At 70.1% G+C, this 21,802-nt stretch carries 19 protein-coding genes; 5 read left to right on the forward strand and 14 right to left on the reverse strand.

The features are described 5' to 3' along the window. The first annotated feature begins 197 nt into the window (after positions 1 to 197). Positions 198 to 1,322 (forward strand): SMI1/KNR4 family protein, encoded by a 1,125-nt coding sequence (locus IB242_RS01490; protein WP_192275426.1) that lies wholly within the window; start codon positions 198 to 200, stop codon positions 1,320 to 1,322. 288 nt (positions 1,323 to 1,610) lie between these two features. Next, positions 1,611 to 2,633 (forward strand): Holliday junction branch migration DNA helicase RuvB, encoded by a 1,023-nt coding sequence (gene ruvB / locus IB242_RS01495; protein ID WP_192275427.1) that lies wholly within the window; start codon positions 1,611 to 1,613, stop codon positions 2,631 to 2,633. 340 nt (positions 2,634 to 2,973) lie between these two features. On the opposite strand, the gene pdxA is transcribed toward ruvB, so the two are convergent. The 9 genes from pdxA to IB242_RS01540 form a co-directional block, all read right to left on the reverse strand. Next, positions 2,974 to 3,951 (reverse strand): 4-hydroxythreonine-4-phosphate dehydrogenase PdxA, encoded by a 978-nt coding sequence (gene pdxA / locus IB242_RS01500; RefSeq protein ID WP_192275428.1) that lies wholly within the window; start codon positions 3,949 to 3,951, stop codon positions 2,974 to 2,976. Between the two features lies 1 nt (position 3,952). Next, positions 3,953 to 5,311, reverse strand: a complete 1,359-nt coding sequence (locus IB242_RS01505; RefSeq protein WP_192275429.1) for a peptidylprolyl isomerase — start codon at positions 5,309 to 5,311, stop codon at positions 3,953 to 3,955. After that, positions 5,308 to 7,620: an LPS assembly protein LptD gene (lptD, locus tag IB242_RS01510; protein ID WP_192275430.1), complete on the reverse strand. Its 2,313-nt coding sequence runs from the start codon at positions 7,618 to 7,620 to the stop codon at positions 5,308 to 5,310. The genes IB242_RS01505 and lptD overlap by 4 nt, the downstream gene beginning before the upstream one ends. 114 nt (positions 7,621 to 7,734) lie before the next feature. After that, a complete protein-coding gene (locus IB242_RS01515; RefSeq protein WP_192275431.1) occupies positions 7,735 to 8,646 on the reverse strand; it encodes a histone deacetylase family protein in 912 nt (303 codons plus the stop codon). Positions 8,647 to 8,816: 170 nt separating this feature from the next. Further along, complete coding sequence (locus tag IB242_RS01520) at positions 8,817 to 10,172, reverse strand: DUF2235 domain-containing protein (protein ID WP_192275432.1); 1,356 nt, start codon at positions 10,170 to 10,172, stop codon at positions 8,817 to 8,819. 23 nt (positions 10,173 to 10,195) lie between these two features. Next, positions 10,196 to 10,768, reverse strand: a complete 573-nt coding sequence (locus IB242_RS01525; protein ID WP_192275433.1) for a hypothetical protein — start codon at positions 10,766 to 10,768, stop codon at positions 10,196 to 10,198. 84 nt (positions 10,769 to 10,852) lie between these two features. Next, complete coding sequence (locus IB242_RS01530) at positions 10,853 to 11,536, reverse strand: hypothetical protein (protein WP_192275434.1); 684 nt, start codon at positions 11,534 to 11,536, stop codon at positions 10,853 to 10,855. 204 nt (positions 11,537 to 11,740) lie between these two features. Continuing rightward, positions 11,741 to 12,298, reverse strand: coding sequence for a cob(I)yrinic acid a,c-diamide adenosyltransferase (locus IB242_RS01535; RefSeq protein ID WP_192275435.1), 558 nt, complete (start codon positions 12,296 to 12,298; stop codon positions 11,741 to 11,743). A gap of 22 nt (positions 12,299 to 12,320) precedes the next feature. Continuing rightward, a complete protein-coding gene (locus IB242_RS01540) occupies positions 12,321 to 12,911 on the reverse strand; it encodes a hypothetical protein (protein WP_192275436.1) in 591 nt (196 codons plus the stop codon). Between the two features lie 212 nt (positions 12,912 to 13,123). On the opposite strand from IB242_RS01540, the gene ubiH reads away from it, so the two are divergent. Together ubiH and IB242_RS01550 are read left to right on the forward strand one after the other, a co-directional pair. Continuing rightward, entirely contained in the window at positions 13,124 to 14,323 is a 1,200-nt protein-coding gene (gene ubiH / locus IB242_RS01545; RefSeq protein WP_192275437.1) for a 2-octaprenyl-6-methoxyphenyl hydroxylase, read from the forward strand. Continuing rightward, the gene (locus IB242_RS01550) at positions 14,320 to 15,504 is read left to right on the forward strand and encodes an FAD-dependent oxidoreductase (protein WP_192275438.1); all 1,185 of its coding nucleotides are present in this window, start codon (positions 14,320 to 14,322) and stop codon (positions 15,502 to 15,504) included. The genes ubiH and IB242_RS01550 overlap by 4 nt, the downstream gene beginning before the upstream one ends. A gap of 225 nt (positions 15,505 to 15,729) precedes the next feature. Here IB242_RS01550 and IB242_RS01555 read toward each other — a convergent pair whose 3' ends face one another. The 3 genes from IB242_RS01555 to IB242_RS01565 all read right to left on the reverse strand — a co-directional run bounded on the left by IB242_RS01555 (position 15,730) and on the right by IB242_RS01565 (position 18,387). Beyond that, the gene (locus tag IB242_RS01555) at positions 15,730 to 16,110 is read right to left on the reverse strand and encodes an EF-hand domain-containing protein (RefSeq protein ID WP_192275439.1); all 381 of its coding nucleotides are present in this window, start codon (positions 16,108 to 16,110) and stop codon (positions 15,730 to 15,732) included. A 602-nt stretch (positions 16,111 to 16,712) separates the two neighbouring features. After that, the gene (locus IB242_RS01560; protein WP_192275440.1) at positions 16,713 to 17,432 is read right to left on the reverse strand and encodes a hypothetical protein; all 720 of its coding nucleotides are present in this window, start codon (positions 17,430 to 17,432) and stop codon (positions 16,713 to 16,715) included. Between the two features lie 67 nt (positions 17,433 to 17,499). Continuing rightward, a complete protein-coding gene (locus IB242_RS01565; protein WP_192275441.1) occupies positions 17,500 to 18,387 on the reverse strand; it encodes an SMP-30/gluconolactonase/LRE family protein in 888 nt (295 codons plus the stop codon). A 201-nt stretch (positions 18,388 to 18,588) separates the two neighbouring features. Here IB242_RS01565 and IB242_RS01570 point away from each other — a divergent pair, with 201 nt between their 5' ends. After that, the gene (locus tag IB242_RS01570) at positions 18,589 to 19,704 is read left to right on the forward strand and encodes a Gfo/Idh/MocA family oxidoreductase (RefSeq protein WP_192275442.1); all 1,116 of its coding nucleotides are present in this window, start codon (positions 18,589 to 18,591) and stop codon (positions 19,702 to 19,704) included. 435 nt (positions 19,705 to 20,139) lie between these two features. On the opposite strand, the gene rlmM is transcribed toward IB242_RS01570, so the two are convergent. Next, positions 20,140 to 21,198 (reverse strand): 23S rRNA (cytidine(2498)-2'-O)-methyltransferase RlmM, encoded by a 1,059-nt coding sequence (gene rlmM, locus IB242_RS01575; protein WP_192275443.1) that lies wholly within the window; start codon positions 21,196 to 21,198, stop codon positions 20,140 to 20,142. Positions 21,199 to 21,235: 37 nt separating this feature from the next. Next, positions 21,236 to 21,796 (reverse strand): nucleoside deaminase, encoded by a 561-nt coding sequence (locus IB242_RS01580; RefSeq protein WP_192275444.1) that lies wholly within the window; start codon positions 21,794 to 21,796, stop codon positions 21,236 to 21,238. Positions 21,797 to 21,802: the final 6 nt, after the last annotated feature.

Here is a 21,802-nt window from a genome sequence, read left to right on the forward strand (position 1 = left end):
GGTCCACATCGCGTGAGGCGTGCAGCGGGCATGGCCGCTGGACTGCGCAGCGACGCGCGCGCGCGCATCGGCCCGCCGCCACGCCGGCCGCCGGCGATCCGCGTCCCAGCCTGCCGGTGCGTCGCGGTGCCGACGTACCCGCCGCACGGCGGGCCAGGCGATCGGTCCCACGTCGTAGTACAGAGAGGCATTCGGGCATGGCTGGACTGGAATGGAAACTCTATGGACGTGCCCCGACGCTGGACACGTTCTGGGACGAGCGGCTCAACCTGGCCCGGCACCCGGCCGATGCCGCCGCGATCGCGGCAGCCGAGGCCAGGCTCGGCGTGCGCCTGCCGGACTGGCTGCGCACGCTCTACGCGCGCTACGACGGCGGCGCGGTACGGATGGCGCGCTGCGCGTCGCCGGAGCACCCGGGCGACTGGCTGGAGGCATGGTGGCTGCTGCCGCGGGCACGGTTGCTGGGCACGGCCGACCTGTTCTCCTTCGCGCAGGTGCGTGCACGCGAGGATTTTCGTGATGACGCCTACGCAGGGCTGGCCGCAGATGGCGACGACAGCCGCCTGGTCGTGATCGCCACGGACGACCGCGTGCCCGGGCGCGCGCTGTGCCTGGACTACGTGGCATCCGCGGACGTGCCGACCCTGGTCTACGTCGATGCCGGCAGCAACCGCCGGTTGCTGGTGTTCGCCGACATCGACGCGCTGCTGGCGGCGATGGTCGACGTGCAGTACTGGTCGCCTGCGCTGCAGGCCCGGCATGACGACGACGCACGCATCCGCTGGCTTCCCGAACCGCCCTCGCTGCAGAACTTCTGGATGCCGGGCGAGGACGGCGATGCCGCCGTCGCAGCGGCCAGCGATGCGCTGATCGCAGCCGCCGAGGCGCGTCTGGGCGTGACCCTGCCTGCGCTGCTCAAGCGCCTGTACCGGGAGCGCAACGGCGGCGATACGGCCTGGTGCTGGGTGCCGCGGGTCCGGTTCCCGTCGGACCGCTATGTCGACTGGGAATGCGTGCTGATCGACGGCTGGCTGGTGTCGCTGGATGCGATCGGCAGCGTCGCCGACTTCGCACGCGCCTTCGAGGACGAGGACGACTTCGCCGCCGCCGCGCAGCTGCATGCCGGCCTGGACCAGGTCGTCGTGCTGTCCTCGCACAACGTGGACTGCCTGCTGTGCCTGGACTACCGCGCGCGCGGCCCGCACGCCGAGCCCGAGGTGGTCTTCTTCGAACGCTGGGAAGGCCTGGTGCCGGAGTGGCGCGCGCCGGATTTCGACACCTTCTTCGCCGAGCTGCGCCGGGCCGGGATGGAACTGGGCTAGGCGGGCAACGCCGGGGGCGCATCGCACACCGCCGCCTGGCAGCGCCACGTGGCGCACGGATCGGCGGGGCAGCGGCTCGTTCCAGCTGGCAGGCACCGGAAGATCGGCGTGATCCATTGCTGCAGAGGGGTACAGCGACGCCACGCGCGGCATGGCCCGCGCGTGCACGCGGTCGCGCCTGTCCTCCCCGCACGACTTGGCGTGATGCAGCAGCGATCCCCCGTGCCGGCGGAACATCGGAAAAAATCGACGCTGTGCCGCTCCGACACGGCATGCGAAGATGACGGCATGAACGACCCACGCATCGTCGGTGGCGGCGCGAGCCGAGAAGACGAGGCCGCCGACGCCTCGATCCGTCCCCAGCGCCTGGCCGACTACCTCGGCCAGCAGCCGGTGCGCGAGCAGATGGACATCTACATCCAGGCCGCGAAGGCGCGTGGCGAGGCGATGGACCATGTGCTGATCTTCGGCCCGCCCGGGCTGGGCAAGACCACGCTCAGCCACGTGATCGCCAACGAGCTGGGCGTCAGCCTGCGAACGACCTCGGGCCCGGTGATCGAGAAGGCCGGCGACCTCGCCGCGCTGCTGACCAACCTGCAGCCGCACGACGTGCTCTTCATCGACGAGATCCACCGCATGTCGCCGGTGGTCGAGGAAGTGCTGTACCCGGCGATGGAAGATTTCCAGATCGACATCATGATCGGCGAGGGCCCCGCTGCGCGCTCGATCAAGCTCGACCTGCCGCCGTTCACCCTGATCGGTGCGACCACCCGCGCCGGCCTGCTGACCGCGCCGCTGCGCGACCGCTTCGGCATCGTCCAGCGGCTGGAGTTCTACAGCGCCGAGGAACTGACCCGGATCGTGCGCCGCTCGGCGCAGATCCTCGGCATCGCTTGCGAGGCCGAAGGCGCCGGCGAGATCGCGCGGCGTTCGCGCGGCACGCCGCGCATCGCCAACCGCCTGCTGCGGCGGGTGCGCGACTATGCCCAGGTCAAGGCCGGCGGGCACATCGATGCGGCGGTGGCCGATGCGGCGATGAAGATGCTCAAGGTCGATCCGGAAGGTTTCGACGAGCTGGACCGTCGCATGCTGCGCACGATCATCGACCACTTCGATGGCGGTCCGGTCGGCGTCGAGTCGCTGGCCGCCTCGCTGTCGGAGGAGCGCGGCACGCTCGAGGACGTGATCGAGCCCTACCTGATCCAGCAGGGATTCCTGGTGCGCAGCGCGCGCGGTCGCATGGCCACGCAGAAGGCCTACCAGCATCTGGGTCTGAAAGCGCCATCGCGCCAGGCCGGCGACCTGTTCTGACGCTGGTGCGACCGCGAGTCCGCGGGTCTGGCAACGGCGGGTGCCCCGCGGCCTGATGATGCGACGCCGCTGAGGCCGGTCGCGGGCACACCCGCTCCGGCTGGGTGGACGGTGTCGACGTCCGTGGGCGCGCGCCGGCTTTCCGCAGACATCCGTCCTGGCGGCGCCCTTCACGCCCGATGGTGCCTGGAGAAAGCGGGACGTACGGCGGTCGTACCCCGCGGGCGTCTCTGCACATGACGGATGTGCTTGTCGGCGGATGCAGACGGATTTTCGCTGCCGCATGCGCCCGTCTCGATGGGCCATCCGTGGACGACGAGGGCTACGCCCGGGGGTGCGGCTAACGTGCAGCGCGTCCCGCTGCCATGCGGGCGCAGGTGGCGACGGCCGCTTCGAGGCTGGACGGATCGGCCAGACCCTGGCCGGCCAGATCCAGCGCAGTGCCATGGTCGACCGCCACGCGCGGGTAGGGCAGGCCCAGGGTCAGGTTCACCGCACGCTCGAAGCCGCTGTACTTGAGCACCGGCAGCCCCTGGTCGTGGTACATCGCCAGGACCGCATCGAATCCACGCAGCTTCTGCGGCAGGAAGGCGGTGTCGGCCGGCAGCGGACCAGCCAGGCGCATGCCGTCAGCGCGCAGCGCGTCCAGCACCGGAGCGATCACGTCCAGTTCCTCGCGCCCCAGGTGGCCATCCTCGCCGGCGTGCGGGTTCAGGCCGAGCACGGCGATCAGGGGCTGGGCGATGCCGAAATCCTCGCGCAGCGCCTTCCAGGTGATCTGCAGGCAGCGCCGCAGCAGCGGCGCATCGATCGCATCGGCGACCGCGCGCAGCGGCAGGTGGGTGGTGGCCAGGGCGACGCGGACGATGTCGTTGGCCAGCATCATCACCACGTCGCGGCCGGCATGCTCGGCCAGCAGCTCCGTGGTGCCGGTGTAGGCGATGCCGCCATCGTTGATCGTCGCCTTGTGCACCGGGCCGGTGACCATGCCGGCGAACTCCCCGGACAGGCAGGCCGCGGCCGCGCCGAGCAACGCGCCGGTCACCGCACCGGCGTTGCGCGGGTCGGGTCGGCCGAAGGCGACGGCATTGTCGTTGGGGAACATCCGCAACGGCAGATCGCCCGGCTGGCGGGCGATCTGGTCTTCATGCAGCAGGGTGAGCGGCAGCCCGAGCGCCTCGGCTGCGGACTGCAGGGTCAGCGGATCGCCGAAGGCGACCAGGTGACAGTCCTCGCGCAGCGTCTGCGCGAGGCGCACGCAGAGTTCGGGGCCGACCCCGGCCGGTTCGCCTGGAACCAGCGCGAGGCGCGGCGGCATCTCAGCCGCCGCTGGCCGGCGTGGCCTGCTCGGTGGTGTTGCCGTCCACGTCCTCGCCACGATCGCCGGTGCGGAAGACGACGTAGGCTTCGCCACGCATTTCCTGCAGGTAGCGGTCGTACTCTTCTTCCATCTTGCGCCGACCGATGGTGTCCCGGACCTGGGCGCGCTGGTTGGCGTCGGTGACGTCGGTTTCGCGCTGGGCGACACGCTGGATCACGTGCCAGCCGGCGTCGGAACGGAACGGCTGCGAGATGCCGCCATCGTTCAGCGCGGTGACCTGCTGGCCGAAATCCGGACCGTAGGCATCGGCCGGGAACCAGCCCAGATCGCCGCCCTGGCCGCGCGAGCTGGTGTCTTCGGAAGATTCGCGGGCGACTTCCTGGAAGTCGGCGCCGCCGACCACGCGGGCGCGCAGCGTTTCGATCTTGGCGCGCGCCGCCGCTTCGTCCTGGCGGTCGTTGATGCGGACCAGGATGTGGCGGACGTGGTACTCGGACAGGGTACGGGCGGGACCGGCGTCGGCCGCGTCGCGGGTCCCGACCAGCTTCAGCAGCTGGAACCCGCTGGGGCCGCGGATCGGGCCGATGACCTCGCCGTTCGGCATGCCGGAGATCACCTGGGCGAAGGCCGAGGGGATCTCGTCCAGGCTGCGCCAGCCCAGATCGCCGCCTTCCAGCGCGTTGGGGCTGTCCGAATAGCGGACCGCAGCGGCCTGGAAATCCAGCTCGCCCTTGTCGATCACGCTCTTGATGCCGTCGATCTTGCGCTGGCCGGTCGCGATCTGGTCGGCGGTGGCGCCTTCCGGCAGCGCGACCAGGATGTGCGCCAGGTGGTACTGCTTGCCGCCGGCGGCCTGCTGCGCGAGCGCGGCATCGACCTCGCCCTCGCTGACATTGACCCGGTTGGCGTGGCTCTGGCGCAGGCGCTGGACGGTGATCTCGTCGCGGATCGAATGGCGGAATTCCTCCATCGACAGGCCGTCCTGGGCCAGGCGCTGGCGAAGACCGTCGACGCTCAGCCCGTTCTGCTGCGCGATGCCGGCGATGGCCTGGTTGATCTCCTGGTCGCCGATGCGGATGCCGTTGCCCTGGGCCTTAGCGACCTGCAGCTTGACCAGCACCAGGCGCTCGAGCACCTGACGCTCCAGCACCGCCTGCGGCGGCAGCTGGTTCTCGCGGCCGGCGTACTGGGAGACCACGTTGCGGACCGCCAGATCCAGCTCGCTCTGCAGCACGACGTCCTCGTCGACGATCGCGGCGATGCGCTCGATCGGCTGCAGCTGCTGGGCAGGAGAGGCGAACGGGAGGGACAGCAGCGCGGACGCCGCCAGAAGGATCGCAGGAAGGCGTTGGCTCATGGAATCAGGTTCGGATCGTAATCGTCCGCAGACGGCGTGGTGTTGCTGGGCGGGACCAGATAGAGGTCGTCGCGGTGGTAACCGAGGATAGCACGGCGCAAAGTACGCTCCGTGTCCTGGCCGGCCGACCCTAGGCCCTTCAGAACGAACTCGACCTGAATGGCGTTGTCCAGCTCGCCCTCGCGATTGCGCACGTAGCGGCGTGCCATCGCGCGGACCGCCAGGCAGCAGCTGTCCCACTGCACGCCGGCGATCGCTTCCAGCAGCTTGTCGTCCTGGATCGAGTGGTAATAGCGCCCCACGACGCTCCAGGTCTGGTTGATCGGATACAGGAACGAGAAGTCGGCCTGTTCGAGCAGGTCGCGCCGGTAGCGGTAGGCGATGTTGACCACGCCGTCCTGCGGCATCAGGTAGCGGGCGCGGATGCTGGCCAGGTCCTCGCGCCGGAACTTCGGGTCCCACTGGTAGGACGCGCCCAGCGTCCAGCGGTCGTTGATCACGTAGTTGCCGTCGGCGACCCAGGCCGACTTGCCTTTCTCGACCGGCGTTTCGCCCGGCGCGACCACCCGCGAGTCCTCGAAATAGCGGATCTGGCCGATGCTGGCCGACAGCTTCTCGCGGCCGTCGGCCTGGCGGATCAGGCGGGTGCTCAGCGCCAGGGTCAGCTGGTTGGCATCGGTCTGGCGGTCGGCACCGGAATAGCGGTTGTCGCGGAACAGCTGGCCCCAGCTGAAAGTGAAGGGGCGGGTGTCGAACAGCGGCAGGTCGTCCTGGTCGCGGTAGGGCGCGTTGAGGTAGAACAGGCGCGGTTCGAGCGTATGCAGGTAGGCCTGGTCGCCGATCTCGGTCTCGCGGTCGAAGTACACGCCTGCATCGAACGAGGTCACCGGCAGGCTGCGGGTCGGCGACCTGTCGCCACTGAACTGCTGGGCCAGGTCGTTCTCGAGCTGGTAGGCGGTATAGCGCCAGGCCAGGGTCGGTGTCAGGTACCAGGCCGGACCACCCAGGCGCATCGAGACGTAGGGCTTGAGGTCGAGACGGCTGCCGCCGGCCTTCTCCGTGTGGGTGAAGTGCACCGCCTCGGCCCACAGGCCGGCATCGAACCAGCGGCCGAACGGCTGCTCCCAGTTCAGGTAGACACGTGGCAGGCGGCTGTAGGGCAGATTGTCGTCGGTCAGCGTGTAGTCGGTGAGCTGGAAATGCTCGGCCATCGCGCCGGCGTTCCAGTACTGGCCGGTGCCGAACACGCCGGCCGTGCTCTGCAGGTAGGACATCGACGACACACCCGACAGGCGGTTGCTGAAATCCTCGACGAAGCGGTCGTCGCTGACCCAGCCCAGGTTCGCGCGCGCCTGCCAGTGGCTGTCGATGTTGTGGTAGCCGTTGAACAGGAACCGGCCACGATCCTTGCCCTCGCGCAGGTCGTCGTTGGGCAGCCAGCCGACATCGACCTGGCCGCGGCCGCCCTCGTACAGGTAGCGGAACTCGGTATCGAGCATCACGCCGCGCTTGGACATGATCCGCGGCTTGAGGGTCATGTCGTAGTTCGGCGCCAGATTCAGGTAGATCGGCTGGCGGTAATCGAAGCCGTTGCGTCCGGACATGCTGACCGACGGGTACAGCAGGCCGGTCTGGCGGCGGTCGTCGACCGGGAACTTGAACCACGGCACGTACAGCACCGGGAAACGGCCCAGCCGCAGCACCGCGTTGCGGGCCACGCCGAAGCCGTCGTCGCTGTCGACGTCGATCCGCTGCGCACGCAGCTCCCAGGCCTTCTGCGACGGGTCGCAGGTGGTGTAGGTCGAGTGCTGCATCTGGCCCAGCGGCCCGTCCAGCCTGATCGAGTCGGCGCCGCCGTTGCCGCGCCGGTCGACCAGCTGGTACTGGATGTTGGTGATCGTATGGGTATCCGCTTCCTGGTTGCCTTCGGCGCGCTCGGCGACGATGCGCAGGCCCGAATCCTGGTAGCGGACGTTGCCCTCGGCCACGTAGTTGCCGGTCTCGGTATCGAAGCGCAGTTCGTCGGTGCCGAGGAACTGGTCGCCGCGGACCAGGGCGACGTTGCCGCTGTACTCGGGGTTGGTCTCGGTGCCGACCAGCTGATCGCCTTCGATGTCGGTCGGCTGGGTGGTGCGGTCCGGGGCGCCGGGCGCGGCGCTGGGCGGGGCGCCGTCGAAGGCCGGGAGCGCGTCGCCGACGGGGCACAGGCCCCAGTTCAGCGGTTTTTCGTCGGCCATGGCCGGCAGGCACACGGCAATGGCCAGCGACAGGGGAAGCAGGCGCAGGGGAGCACGCACGTTGGGAGACATCCGGGTCAAAAACGTCCGTAGCTTGCCGGATCAAGGTGCATGCGGGCAATGAAAGCCGCCGATCCGTTCACCCGGCCTTGGGTCGGCGGGGCGGGACGCCAGCACAGGCCGTGCTCAGCGGCGCAGGACCCCGACATGGGCGACGCTGCATTCGGCCAGCGCATCCAGGTTGTAGCCGCCCTCGAGCATGGACAGCAGGCGGCCGGATGCATGGCGCAGGGCGATGGCGCGCAGCTCTGTGGTCAGCCAAGCGAAGTCGTCGGCGTCCAGCATCAGGTCGGCCAGCGGGTCGGACAGGTGCGCATCGAAGCCGGCCGAGACCAGCACCAGCTGCGGCCGGAAGGCGTCCAGCTCGGGCAGAAGGTCGTCCAGCCAGGTATTGCGGAACCGGAACCCGCCGCTGCCGGGCGGCAGCAGGGCGTTGTGGATGTTGCCCACCCCGTGCTCGTGCAGGCTGCCGGTATGCGGATACAGCCCGGACTGGTGGCTGCTGAAGTAGGCCACCCTGGGGTCGCGCTGGAAGATGGCCTGGGTGCCGTTGCCATGGTGGACGTCGAAATCCACGATCGCCACCCGTTCCAGGCCATGCCGGTCGCGGGCATGGGCCGCGGCGACCGCAATGTTGTTGAACAGGCAGAAGCCCATCGCCGTGTCCGGCGTGGCGTGGTGGCCGGGCGGGCGCACCGCGCAGAACGCGGTCTCGTCCTCACCAGCCATCAGTGCGTCGACCGCGGCCAGCCCGGCCCCGGCCGCCCGCAGCGCGGCCTGGCCGGAGCCCGGACCGATCGCGGTGTCCTGGTCGAGCTGGCGCAGCACGCCGCCGTCCGGGGCCAGCACCTCGTCGAGCAGGCCGGCGGTATGCACCCGCAGCAGGTCGCCGCGCGGCGCCAGCGGCGCCTCGCGCCAGCCCAGGTCGCCATAGGCGTCACGCAGCGCATCGAGCACCGCACGCAGACGTGCGGGACGTTCGGCGTGCTGGTTGCCGGGGTCGTGGACCAGGCAGGAAGGGTGTGTATAGGCGAGCATGGCGCGGAGCGTGGGCGCGGGGAGTGTCCGCCACGCTAGCGCGCCGGCGGATCGGGCGCCATCGGCATTTGGTCTGGGCCGCGGCGCGAGACGAGGCCGATGCCGGCTGGCAGCTGTTGGGCGGTGTTTGTGGGGACGTACCCGCGGAAGGCGGCTGCGGACGATGCGGCTCAGCGTGCCGGTTCGGGCAATGAGGTGGGTGCGGACTCCCGCGCCGGCGGCGCCTGCCGAGCGTCCGTGCGCTGCCCTTCATCGCGCTGCAGCTGCTCCTGTCCGGCCCGCAGCCAGGCCTGTCCTGCCTCGCTGTCCAGATGCTTCGCGGTGACCTGCCTGATCGCCGCATCGTCGCCCTGCATCGCCGCATGCAGCAGCCGTTCGACCAGGGCGGTGTTGTCCAGCACCTCGGTCGGGCCAACCGGCCGCCACTCCAGACGTGCGGCCATCGCCTCGTTGCGCGGCATCGCATCGCGGCAGTCGAGTCTGCACAGCGCCGGCGGCGCCAGCTCTTCGACGCGTCCACGCGTCTGCTCCTGGTCGTAGACGTTGGTGCGGTAGAAGAACCGATGATCCTCGGAGCGATGGTTCACGAACAGAGCGGGATCGGTCGGCACCTCGCGTTCCTTCAGGAGATCCTCGCCGCTGAGGGAGTTGATGTAGCGGATCATCAGGTTGCCGCTGAGGATCGCCACGCCATTCTGCGAATAGCCACCGCCGATGCCGCTGTGGACGCCACCGACACCGACGTTCAATGCGCGTCCATCCGCGGACAGTCCCGGGTCGGCGATCGGGGTGCTCTGGAACAGGTTGCGACGTTCGTCGTTGGCGGTGATCTGGAAGGCGGACATCACCGATGAGGCGAGGCGCCGGTCATGGTCACGGGGCGCACCGGTGCCGACCGGGTCGAACAGGCCCGCCGCCTGGATCACCGTGCCCGGTTCGCGCAGCGGCGGCTGGGTGAACGTGATCGGCGGTTCGACCAGGCCGTTGCGGTCGCGGTTGACCTTCGCTCCCTCAGGGTTCTGGATGCCCCGCTCCTCGACCATGCGGGTGAAGCCGGCGGCCTGTTCCGCACCGCGGCTGAAGCCGATCGCGGCCAGGCGGATGTCGGCGTCGGGGTTCTCCCGGATCCAGCGACTGGCCTGAGTCACGAACTGGAGGTACATCTCTTCCACGCGCGCCTCGTACGAGTGGCCGGAGACCAGGTCACGGACTCCAGCGAGGCCGCCCTGGGTGCCGGGACCTTCGACATACCCTCCTCCGATGTGATCGATACCCTTTTTGCTCAGGTCTTCGATCTGTTGATAGATCTGAGCGACGTTCGTGTGATTCTCGGGCGCATCCCGGTACATGCTGTTGCCTGTGCCATCGAACGCGGCCACGAACAGTCGCTCATCCGGGCGGGAACTGTCGACGAGGACCGGGGTATGGAACGCAGCGAGCTGCTCGCTCGCTCGTGTATACGTGGCCTGCTGCTCGGCAGTGAACGGGTCGGTCGCCACGCCATCGGGATGCTTTCCACTGCCCATCTTCCACCTCCATGTCGGTGCGCTCAGTACGTCTGGCTCCAAGCCAGAATGAGGTCGTCACGATGGCTGCTATGAGGATTCCCGGGAATCTGCGGTTCCTTCGTCGGGATGAATGCACGCATATAGACATTGATCGTCCGGTCGTTGACCTCCAGCACGATGCCAGGGTTGAGGATCGATACACCCTCCGGAATGTCCTCGCGCGGAACCCTGTGCAGGATCAGGCGGTCCTTGAAGATCGTGCCGATGTCGACTTCGGCCTCGTGCTGCACGCCGTCACGCGAGCGCCAGCGGACCGTGGCGGGTGGCGGAAATTCAAGGATGCCGAGATAACCTGCGTCAAGATTTCCGGGGTATTTCGCTCCTATCGATTCGGACGAAATCTGCAGCTCGTCATCCGGTTCGGACCTGGAGTAGCCTCCGTAGCGGATCGTGCATCCATACGTCGAATAACAGAACGCCCCGAAGTTGTGCTGCACGAACTTCAGTGGCCAGTCGGCCACCGTATTGTCGGCCGGTCGCGAGCGGCCGGCCGCTGGATCCTGTGTAGTCGTCGCCATGCCCTGGCACCCCGTCATCGAAATCGCGGCGGTCATCGTGGCCACCATCCATCTGCTCAGCCCTGTGCGTGCTGTCGGGCGTCGTCGATCATCCATATCGATTGTCCTCACCGTGCCGGGTCACCCTACATCGGAGGACGAGCTGCGGTGTGAATGTCGATTGGATAATGTGAATTCAGTGCGTTCTGCTCCAGGCCAGAATGAGGTCGTCACGATGGCTGCTATGAGTGTTCCCGGGAATCTGCGGTTCTTTTGTGGGATGAATGCACGCATGTAGACATTGATCGTACGGTCGTTGACCTCCAGCACGATGTCCGGGTTGAGGATCGACACACCCTCCGGAATGTCCTCGCGTGGAACCCTGTGCAGGATCAGGTGGTCCTTGAAGATCGCGCCGATGTCGACCTCGGTCTCGTGCTGCACACCGTCGCGCGAGCGCCAGCGGACCGTGGCGGGTGGCGGAAAACCGAGAACGCCGAGATAGCCTGCGTCGAGATTTCCCGGGTATTTCGCTCCTATCGATTCGGACGAAATCTGCAGCTCCTCATCCGGTTCGGACCTGGAATAGCCTCCGTAGCGGATCGTGCATCCATATGTCGAATAACAGAACGCCCCGAAGTTGTGCTGCACGAACTTCGGTGGCCAGTCGGCCACGGTGTTGTCGGCCGGTCGCGAGTCGGCGGCAGGCTGCATGTGGAGGGTCTTTGGCGGGATGGCGCCACATCCGGCCAGCAGCATCGCCGCGGCGATGGCCACACAGGTCCGGAAGCTGTGGCGTATGGCGGCGGCATGTCGATCGTCCATCGTTGCGCTCCGTTGCGATGCTGGTAATGCCAGCGCATGCGTGCTTTCAGGATGGTGATGCCCGGTCCTCGTCCGCTACTCCGGTCATCGTCCGACGTTGCCACGCGCGTCTGCACAGCCCGCTCGCGCCGATCCGTGGACGCTGCACCTCGGGCGGAGCACCGCATCAGGGACGGCTGCGGTGCCCTTGGCGCTGGAGCGCGGTCAGGCCTTGCGGCGTTCGTGCCGCCACAGCACTTCACCGTGGCCGTCGGCGCGGGCCAGCACCCGGGCCAGGACGAACAGCAGGTCGGACAGCCGGTTCAGGTACTGCAGCGCTTCACCGCGCACCGGCTCGACGCGCGCCAGTGCGACGGTTTCGCGTTCGGCGCGGCGCACGATGGTGCGGGCCAGATGGCAGCGGGCCGCGGCCTCGCCACCGGCCGGCAGGATGAAATCCTTCAGAGGTGGCAGGTCGGCGTTGTGCAGGTCCAGGTGGTGTTCCAGCGCGTCGACGTCGTCGCTGGAGATTGCGGCGTGGCCGGGGATGCACAGCTCGCCGCCGAGGTCGAACAGCTGGTGCTGGACCGCGGTCAGCAGGTCGCGGACCGGCGCCGGCACCGAGGGTGCGGCCAGGACCACGCCGATCGCGGAGTTGGCCTCGTCGACCGTGCCGTAGGCGGCCACGCGCAGGGCGTCCTTGCCGGTGCGGCTGCCATCGCCGAGCCCCGTGCTGCCATCGTCGCCGGTGCGGGTGTAGATCTTCGAGAGGCGGTTGCCCATGGCGTCGCTCCGCGCTGGGCGCTCAGTGTGCGGTGCGGTCGCCGCCGTGCAGCAGCGGCGCCATGCGTTCGGCGGCTACCTGCAGCAGCGCGGCCACGGTCACGTAGCCGGCCGCGGTGACCAGGTAGGGCGGCAGCCAGTCGGTGTAGTTCTTCCACCAGCCGCCCGCGGTCGGCTGGGTGACGCTGTCGCTGATCCAGTAGAAGCTGCCCTGGGCGATGAAATGGCAGGCCACCACCGACACCGTCAGCGCGGCGGCCAGCCGACCCAGCGCTTCCCAGCTGGCGCCGTGGTAATGGCGCCGCAGCCAGGCGCCGCCCAGCCACAGCACGCCGTAGGCCGCGGCCAGGCACCAGTAGGCCGGCGAGACGCAGTAGTGGCTCCAGAAGTCGATGCCCTGGCTGGTGATCGCATACCAGTCCACCGCCACCGCCAGCGCCAACAGCAGCGGGAACGCCCAGCGCCCCCAGCCGCGCAGCTGGAAGCCGGCGACGAAGAACGCCGCCCACGACGCGTCCGGGATCGAGAAGTGATCGAACAGGTGCACGCGGGTGGCGCAGATCAGCAGCATCAGCACCAGCAGCAGGAAGACGCGTTGGGTGGTGGCGGTCATGGCGGCCATCGCAGGAAGCAGGGTGCGGCCATTCTAGGCGTTCATGGTCCGGACCGCAGGAGGGAGGGCGCGGGTCGGGCGGCGGCGAGGTTCCGCGACCGCACGCGCTCGCTCGCGGGAGGTCGGGCTTGCCGGTCCGTGGCATGTCCAGCGACGCGGCCCGGCGGGATGGCGGCGCACGGAACCGCAGGGCGGGCGCGTATCATGGCGCGATGATCCGACAACACGACGTGCTCATCGTCGGCGGCGGCCTGGTCGGCGCCAGCCTGGCGATCGCCCTGGACGCGCTGGACCTGGACGTGGCCCTGGTCGAGGCGACGCCGCCCGGCGAGCTGCCGGCCGTGTTCGACCAGCGCAACCTCAGCCTGGCCGCGGCCTCGATCAACGCACTCGACGCATTGGGCGTGACCGCGCTGCTGCGCGCGCCGACCGGACCGATCCAGCGCATCCACGTCAGCCGCGCCGGCGATTTCGGCAGCGTGCGGCTGGAGGCGTCCGACTACGGACGCGAGGCCTTCGGCCGGGTGGTGGTCGCACGCGATTTCGGCGAGGCGCTGGAAGCGCGGCTGGCGCAGCTGCCGCGACTGGCCCGCTACCGCCCGGCCCGCTTCACCGGGCTGGGTGAGCAGAGCGATGGTGCGCGCGAGGTGCTGCTCGACACCGTCGAGGGACCGCTGCGACTGCGCAGCCGCCTGCTGGTCGCGGCCGATGGCACCCGCAGCGCCCTGCGCGACGCGCTGGACATCGGCGCGCGCAGCCATGATTACGGCCAGACCCTGTTCGTCGCGCGTGTGCGCGGCGAACGCGCGCCGGATGGCACCGCCTGGGAGCGCTTCACCGACAGCGGCCCGACCGCGCTGCTGCCGCGTGGCGACCGCCATTACGGCGTCGTGCATGGCGTGCCGACCGAGCAGGCCGCACAGGTGGCCGCGCTCGATGAAGCCGGCTGGCTGGCCCGCCTGCAGCAGGTGTTCGGCTGGCGCGCCGGCCGCTTCCTCGCCTCGGGCGAGCGCAGCGCGTATCCACTGGCGTCCTGCATCGCCGACGCGACCATCGCGCCGCGCGCGGTGCTGCTGGGCAATGCGGCGCAGACGATCCATCCGGTCGGTGCGCAGGGCTTCAACCTGGGCCTGCGCGATGCGCTGACCCTGGCCGAGCTGCTGCGCGGACACGCGGCCGATCCTGGCGACACTGCGCTGCTGCAGCGCCATGCCGAGCGCCGCCGCGAAGACCGCGAGCGCACGCTGGCCTTTTCCGATGGCCTGGCAAGGATCACCGGCAATCGGTCGCCGCTGCTGCGGCCGCTGCGCAGCCTGGGCCTGGTCGCGGCCGACCGCGCCGGCTGGGTGCAGTCGATGCTGGTCGGCGGCGCGATGGGTTTCCGCGGCGACGTGCCGGAGCTGTGCCGATGAGCCGCCAGCGTCTGGACGCGGTGATCGTCGGCGGTGGTGTGGTCGGCGCGGCCACCGCGCTCGGCCTGGCCCGCGCCGGTCTGCAGGTCGCGCTGGTCGAAGCACGCGCGCCGCGCGCGTGGTCGCTGCAGCAGCCGGACCTGCGCGTGTACGCGCTGGCGCCGGACAACGCGGCGCTGCTGCAGGCACTGGGCGTGTGGCCGGCGATCCTGTCCGCACGCGCGCAGCCGTACCGGCGGATGCGGGTCTGGGATGCCGCCTGCGACCGCGCCGAGGGCGAGCTGGTGTTCGACGCCGACCGTTTCGGCCGCGGCGAACTGGGCTGGATCGTCGAGAACGACCTGCTGGTCGACCGGCTGTGGGCCGCGCTGCCGGGCGCTGGCGTGCAGCTGCATTGCCCGGCGACGGTCGAGGCGCTGGAACAGGACGCCGGCGGCGTGCGCCTGCGCCTGGACGATGGGCGCCGGCTGGAAGCGCGCGTCGCGGTCGCGGCTGATGGCGGCGCCTCGGCGCTGCGCCGATTGGCCGGGTTCGACCTGGATGCGCAGGCCTATGGGCAGCGCGGCGTGGTCGCCTTCGTCCAGACCGGCGCCCCGCATGCCGACACCGCGTGGCAGCGTTTCCTGCCGACCGGGCCGCTGGCCGTGCTGCCGTTCACCGAAGCCCGCAGCTCGATCGTCTGGACCCTGCCGGAGGACGAGGCCCAGCGCATCGCCGCGCTGGACGACGACGCGTTCGCGCGCGAGCTGACCAATGCGTTCGCCGCGCGGCTGGGACCGATCCGGCCGCTGTCGCCGCGGGTCGGTTTTCCGCTGCGGCTGCAGTTCGCCCACGGCTTCGTGCGTGGCCGGGTGCTGCTGGTCGGCGATGCGGCGCATGTGGTGCATCCGCTGGCCGGGCAGGGCGTGAATCTGGGGCTGCGCGACGTGGCCGCCCTGTTGGAGCAGGTCCGCGATGCGCAGGCGCGTCGCGCCGACTGGACCGCGCCGCACCGGCTGCGGCGCTGGGCGCAGGCCCGGCGCAGCGATGCGGTGGTGTCGGGTCGCGCCTTCGATGGGATCAACCGGCTGTACTCGAACGCGGCGCTGCCGGCGACCCTGCTGCGCGGCCCGCTGCTCGGCCTTGCAGGCCGGCTGCCGCCGCTGGCGCGCGCGCTGTGGGGGCATGCGGCCGGGGTGTGAGGCTGGACGCGGCCGGTCGGAGCCGGCTTTCCCAGGGGCGCATCCCTCGGGCGCAGCGTGGGGCGTCGGCCCACCGCTGTCGCGGTGCAGGCGATTCAGCGTCGTTGCGTCGTGTGGGATGCCGATGCCATCGCAGTCGGCAGGACCAGCGTGATGCGTCGCACCAGAGGCCGGTCGCGGCGTGATGCCAGGGGCATCACGGGCGGACGCCCTCCACGCCGCACCTCAGCGGATCCAGCCGGACAGTTCCTCGCGGCTCAGACGGCCGTCGTTGTCGGCATCCACCGCGCGGAACTCGGCCGACAAGGTCGGATGATCGGCGACCTCGGTGCGGCTCAGGTAACCGTCGCCGTTCGCGTCCAGCGCGTCGAAGTCGATCCGGTACTCGCCCTGCACGCTGTCGGGCTCGAACGAACGCACGATGTACTTCTGGTCGTGGCCGGCGTCGATCACCTGCATCCCGGTCTGGCGCTGGATCGGCTGGCTGGACGGCGCTGGATCCAGCGCCGGCGGCAGCGGCAGGGTGCTGGCCTGGGCCAGCGCGGCGTCGCCGGCCACCAACAGCAGGACGCCGGTCAGCAGGCAGGGCAGAGCGGTCGGTCGCATGCATTCACCATCATGAAAACGTGACGCCAGCGTAGGGGCGCTGCGGTGAAGAGTGCTTGAACCGCCGCTTTCGGCGTCGTGCGTGGCGTGGTGGATGGATGGCGGGCGGCGTCGGAGCGCAGATGCGTCACCGCCAGCCGGGAAGCTCCGTGCTCGTGCGCCGGACGCGCGTGCGCCGGGTGGACGCCGCTGTCCTCGACCACGACTGCAGGCCGAGTCCCAGCGGTTGTCGTGATCCAGGTTGCTCGAGCCTTCCGGGTACACGGAGTCAGGCGCGTCTCGTTCGATCATGCTCATCGCCACGAAGGGCGCGCAGTCGCGGCGCAACGTTGAAGAGCGCACGCGATCGCATCCCCGATGCCCCGCCTGTTCCCGCTTCGGTGGCCGATCTGCGGCTCTGGCGAGGTCCCGACGTCGCGTACCTTCGGAAGCTGCAGCCCGCGTGCTCGCGTTGGATGAAGAAACGACGTGGCCGAGCCAGCCGGCGCGCACCGCGTCGCGCATCCGCGGGCGTAGCGGCGTGAACGCATGCCGCCGCATCACTTCACGACTGGTGGCGGCATCTCATTCCGCGTGCCGACACCGCGGCGGACCGCGTCGGATCAGGGCAGGAACGGAAACACCACCTTCAGCAGTCCGCGCAGCGCGGATTCGGCGCTACCGGCCACCGCCCGGGCGCCGAGGCCGTTGAGCGCGGCACGCACGTCGGTCCAGCCGATCGCGGTCACGTCCTTGCGCAGCAGCTCGGCCAGTTCCTGCGAGGCCGGCGCCAGCGGCTTCAGCGATGCGATCACCGCCTGCGTATCGGGCTGCAGGAAGCCGCCGCGCTCGGCCAGGGCGACCAGCGTGTCGAAATGCACCGCCAGCACTTCGCGGTTGCGCTCGTACACCGGCAGGGCGCCGACATCGAGGATGGCCTGTTCGAACTGCTGGCGGTCGTCGGGATGCTCGATCCGCACGGCGAGGAAGCCCTCCTTGCGGCTGCGCTCGCTGACGTGGCGGGTGCCGGCGCGCAGGTTCTCGGCGGACAGGACGTAGGCGAGGATCCGCTGCAGCGCGACGTCGGCCGGTTCGGCCACCAGCTGCCGCCAGCGCGCATAGCCATCGCGGCGCAACGCGCGCAGCCTGGCCGGGGTCACCCGCAGGCGTGCGGCGGCGGCATGGTTGGTCGAGCCGCGGTCGATCGCGCCGTCGCGTTCGAGCAGCACGAACACCAGCAGCTCCAGGTCGCGCTTGCTCAGCGAGCCGAAGCCCTGCAGCTGGGTCTGGCGCAGGAATTCGCTGGCGAAGGCCGCGGGGTCGTTCAGTTCGATGGTCTGCATGAGGAGTCTCTTTCCCTGGACGACAGCATGCGCCCATGCGGTTGCACGGGACGAGACGGAGCGGCGCCTAAGGTGTGATCGGCCGCCCGTATTCGCGTCCGGGACGGTCGCTGCGGAAGGATTCGATCGCGCCGCGGTCCTGCAGGGGCACGTAGACCGTGCGTCCGTCGGCGCCTCCGAAGGCGACGTTGGTCGGCCTGGTACCGCGCAGGCGCACCTCGCGCAGCAGCGCGCCGCGCGGCGACACGACGGCGACCGTGCCGGCACCGTAGCGGGCGATGTACAGGGCGCCGCCGGCATCGCAGCGCATCCCGTCCAGGCCGTGATCGTCGAAGGCGATCAGCAGGCGCTTGCCGGAAAGGCCGCCGTCGGCGCCGATGTCGTAGGCCCAGATGCGGCGCTGCACGCTCTCGTTGACGTAGAGATGGCGTCCGTCCGGGCTGACCTCGATGCCGTTGGTCGTGCCCATGCCGGTTTCCAGCAGGTGGGCGGCGCCATCGCGGTCGATCCGCCACAACTGGCCGCTGTCGCTGGACCAGTCCGGGTCGCTGGCGTAGAGCGTGCCGTCCGGGGCCAGGGCGATGTCGTTGGGCTGGTGCGCGCCAGGCAACCGCGCGTGATGGCTTACCAGGCGCGTGGCCGGGTCGATCCGCAGCACCGCGTGGCCGGTGTAATCGGCCACGTAAAGGGTGCCGTCGGTTGCGACGCGGATGCCGTTGCCGGTGCTGCCCTCCGGCAGCGCCACGAACAGGCGGGCCCGGCCGCTACCGTCGGTGGCGAAGTCGACCGCGCCGATCGTGCCTTCGCGTTCGATGTTGACCGCGTACAGCACGCCGCCGGGGCCGGTGGCCGGTCCTTCGATGCCGGGGGTGAACACGCCGTCGCCGACGACGTCGCGGGCGACGAACACCGCCTCGCCGTCGTTGTCGGCAAGAGCCGGCGTCGGCGCCAGCATCGCGGCGATCAGGCACAGGTGGGCAGGGCGGATGGCAGCGTCCTCGCGGAGCGTGATCGCCGGCCAGTGTGCCAGAGCGTGGCGGCCGCATCGCGGCCCGCTATGCGCTGGCGGCATGGATCGATGACGCAATGCGGGATTGTCCGCACCGGGCATGCGGGCTAAGGTCGGCGGCGGTCCGTTTCCGTCGGGAGGTCGCAGATGGCACCGTTGCACACGTTGACACGACGCCATGTGCTGGCCGGCCTGGCCGGCGCCGCGGCAGGTCTGGCCCTGCCGGTGCGCGGCGCAGGGCCGCAATCCAGACGCGCCCGCGACAGCATCGGCGTAGCCCTGGTCGGCCTCGGCGGGTATGCCGGCGGACGGCTGGCGCCCGGCCTGCAGCTGACCCGGCACTGTCACCTGGCCGGCATCGTCACCGGGACGCCGTCCAAGATCCCCGAGTGGCAGCAGCGCTATGGCATCGCCGACCGGCACGTGTACGACTACGACGGCTTCGACCGGATCGCCGACGATCCGGCGATCGACGTCGTCTACATCGCCACCCCGAACGACCTGCACATGCCGCTCGCCCTGCGGGCCGCCGCCGCGGGCAAGCATGTCTGGGTAGAGAAGCCGATGGCGATGGATGCCGCGGAGGCCCAGCGGATGATCGACGCCTGCGCGCGCAACAAGGTGCAGCTGGCGGTCGGCTACCGGCTGCAGCACGAGCCGAACACGCAGCGGCTGATGGCGATGGCCAGGGAGCGACCGTTCGGCGCGATCCGGCGGGTGACGGCCGATGCCGGATTCGATGCGTTCGACGATGTGGGCGCGGAGCGGCCATGGCGGATGGTCGCCAGGCACGGCGGTGGCGCGATGTACGACATGGGCGTGTATGCGCTGCAGGGCGCGCGCTACACCACCGGACTGGAGCCGGTGGCGGTCAGCGCGCAGCGCTGGACGCGGCGGCCGCAGCTGTTCGACGAGGTCGACGAGGGCATGCGCTTCACCCTGGAATTCCCCGACGGCAGCACCGCGGCCTGCTCGACCAGTTTCGGCGCCAACCTCAACACCCTGCGCGCGGACTGCGCGGATGGCTGGTACGAACTTTCGCCGTTCCAGACCTACGACGGCATCCGTGGGCGGGCCAGCGATGGCCGCGTCTTCGATGCGGTGGTCGAGCACCAGCAGGCGCTGCAGATGGACAACGATGCGCTGGCGATCCTGCGCGGCACGCCGCCACGGGTGCCGGGCGAGGAAGGCCTGCGTGACATGCGCGTGGTCGACGCGGTGTTCGCCTCGGAGCGCGACGGCGGGCGCCGGATCGCGCTGTAGGCGAGGTGCTGCCGGGACCATCGTCCTTGCATCGGAGATCGGCCTCGCGTGGCATGTATCGATTGCGGAGCCGGATGGCGGTCGCGGCTGCGGCCGCGCCTGCAGAAGCCGCGTGCCGACGAGACGCCGCACCTGTGCAGGGGGCCGCTCTGCTTGTCCCCTTTTCGGAGGCCGACCGCCGTGCATGGGCCGCAACTGCGCCGGACACCGGCATGGCGATCGCATTTGCGGCCGCTCCCGGGCCGGAGTCACGCCTTGCGCCACCGCGCTTCCCATCGCGCGCCGTGATGGCGGTAACCGAACCCTGGCATCGAGGCTCTTCGACGGAGCCCGGGTGGTGGCGGTCGATTGCGGCTGGCGCAGACGACTGCCGACGTTCCGGCATGGGCCGGGGCGGGAACGCGCGCGCCCTGATGCCCCGAGCTGCGACGTGTCTTACAGGTCCGGCGACGCCAGCACCGTGATCTCCTCACGGTCGTGGTAGAGCTGGCGCGCGCGCACGGTCAGCCTGCGGCCGGCCTCGCGTTCGAACAGGTCCAGGCACAGCCGGGTTTCCTGCCAGCGCTTCTTCATCGGCAGCTTCAGGTTGAAGATCGCATGCCGGCACCAGCCTTCGCGGAACCATTCGGCCATGCGCGAGGCCACCCGCACCGGTTGTTCGACCATGTCGCAGACCATCCAGTCCAGCGGGCTGGCGGGCCTCCAGCGGAAGCCGTCGGCGCGCAGGTGTTCGACCAGGCCGGTGTCGAGCACGTGCTGGCGCAGCGGGCCGTTGTCGATCGAGGACACGCGCAGGTGCTGGCGGGTCAGCACCCAGGTCCAGCCGCCGGGCGCGGCACCGAGGTCGGCGGCGGTCATGCCGGCGCGCATCAGGCGCTCGCGTTCGCCGGGCTCCAGCATCGTCATCAGCGCCTCTTCCAACTTCAGCGCCGAGCGCGACGGCGCCTCGGGCAGCAGCTTCAGGCGCGGGATGCCCTGCGGCAGCGGTGAGGCGTCGTGGGTGTCGGCCAGCGCCAGCAGCGCATGGTCGCCATCGAGGAAGCAGATGTGCAGGCGCGGCAGACGCGCGTCCTGGGCCAGATGTCCGGCCTTGCGCAGCGCGGGCCGCAGCGCGTTGCCGAAGCTGCGGGCCAGCCCGGACAGCGGCTTGCCGGCATCCGAATCGGGATGCTCGACCCAGACATCGGACACGCGCAGGCCGGCCGGCAACGCGGCCAGCAGCGGGGTGATGCGGTCCTTGGGATCCAGCCCCTGCAGCTCGGCCAGCAGCTGCAGCTTCTGCCGGGCGAACACCAGGTCGCGGAACGCCAGCGAACGCGCCAGCGCCGCGCCGTCGGCCGCATCGCCGCACAGGAACAGCACGTGGCCGTCATCGCGCCGGGTGCGCGCATAGCCGGCGACGCCCGCCAGCGCGGCGCGTTCGGTCAGTTCGGCGGCCAGCTCCGGTTCGAAACCGGCGCGGCAGTAGCACAGCAGTCCATGGGCGGGCGACATGCGGATCCTCGTTGCGTTGCGCGCGTGCGTCGGGCGCTCAGTAGTGGTCGCCGGCGCCTTCGCCGTAGGCGCGCAGCACCGTGCGGGCCTGCTCGCGCTGGATGTCGCGGACGACCTCGATGTTGCGCTTGCGCAGCTCGCCGACCCAGTCCGCCGGCAGCGGGCCTTCGTCGAAGCTGGTCAGCTCCATCACGTCCTCGGCGCGGGCGCCGATCAGCAGCCGGTCGATGCCGGCCCAGATGGTCGCGCCGAAGCACTGGCAGCATGGCTGCGACGAGGTCGCCAGGGTAATCGGCGACAGCTGCTCGTTCAGGCGCGGGGTCTGCAGGCGCTGCTGGGCCAGCATGTAGGCCATGTTCTCGGCATGCGCCAGCGAGGTGTTCTGCGGCACCACGCGGTTGACGCCGGCGGCGATCACGCGATGGTCCGGGCCGAACACCACCGCACCGAACGGGCCGCCGCTGCGCGCCTCGACGTTGCGCCGCGACAGTTCGATCGCCAGCGCGACCTTGGCGTCGTCGTCGGGAAAGACCGCGGACGGATCCAGTGCGTCGTGGATCCAGGCGGGCAGGGTGAGGTGGACTTGCGCGTAGAGCATTGCGAT

Origin of the sequence: Xanthomonas sp. XNM01, from assembly GCF_014851915.1 — a bacterium.
Lineage (GTDB): Bacteria > Pseudomonadota > Gammaproteobacteria > Xanthomonadales > Xanthomonadaceae > Pseudoxanthomonas.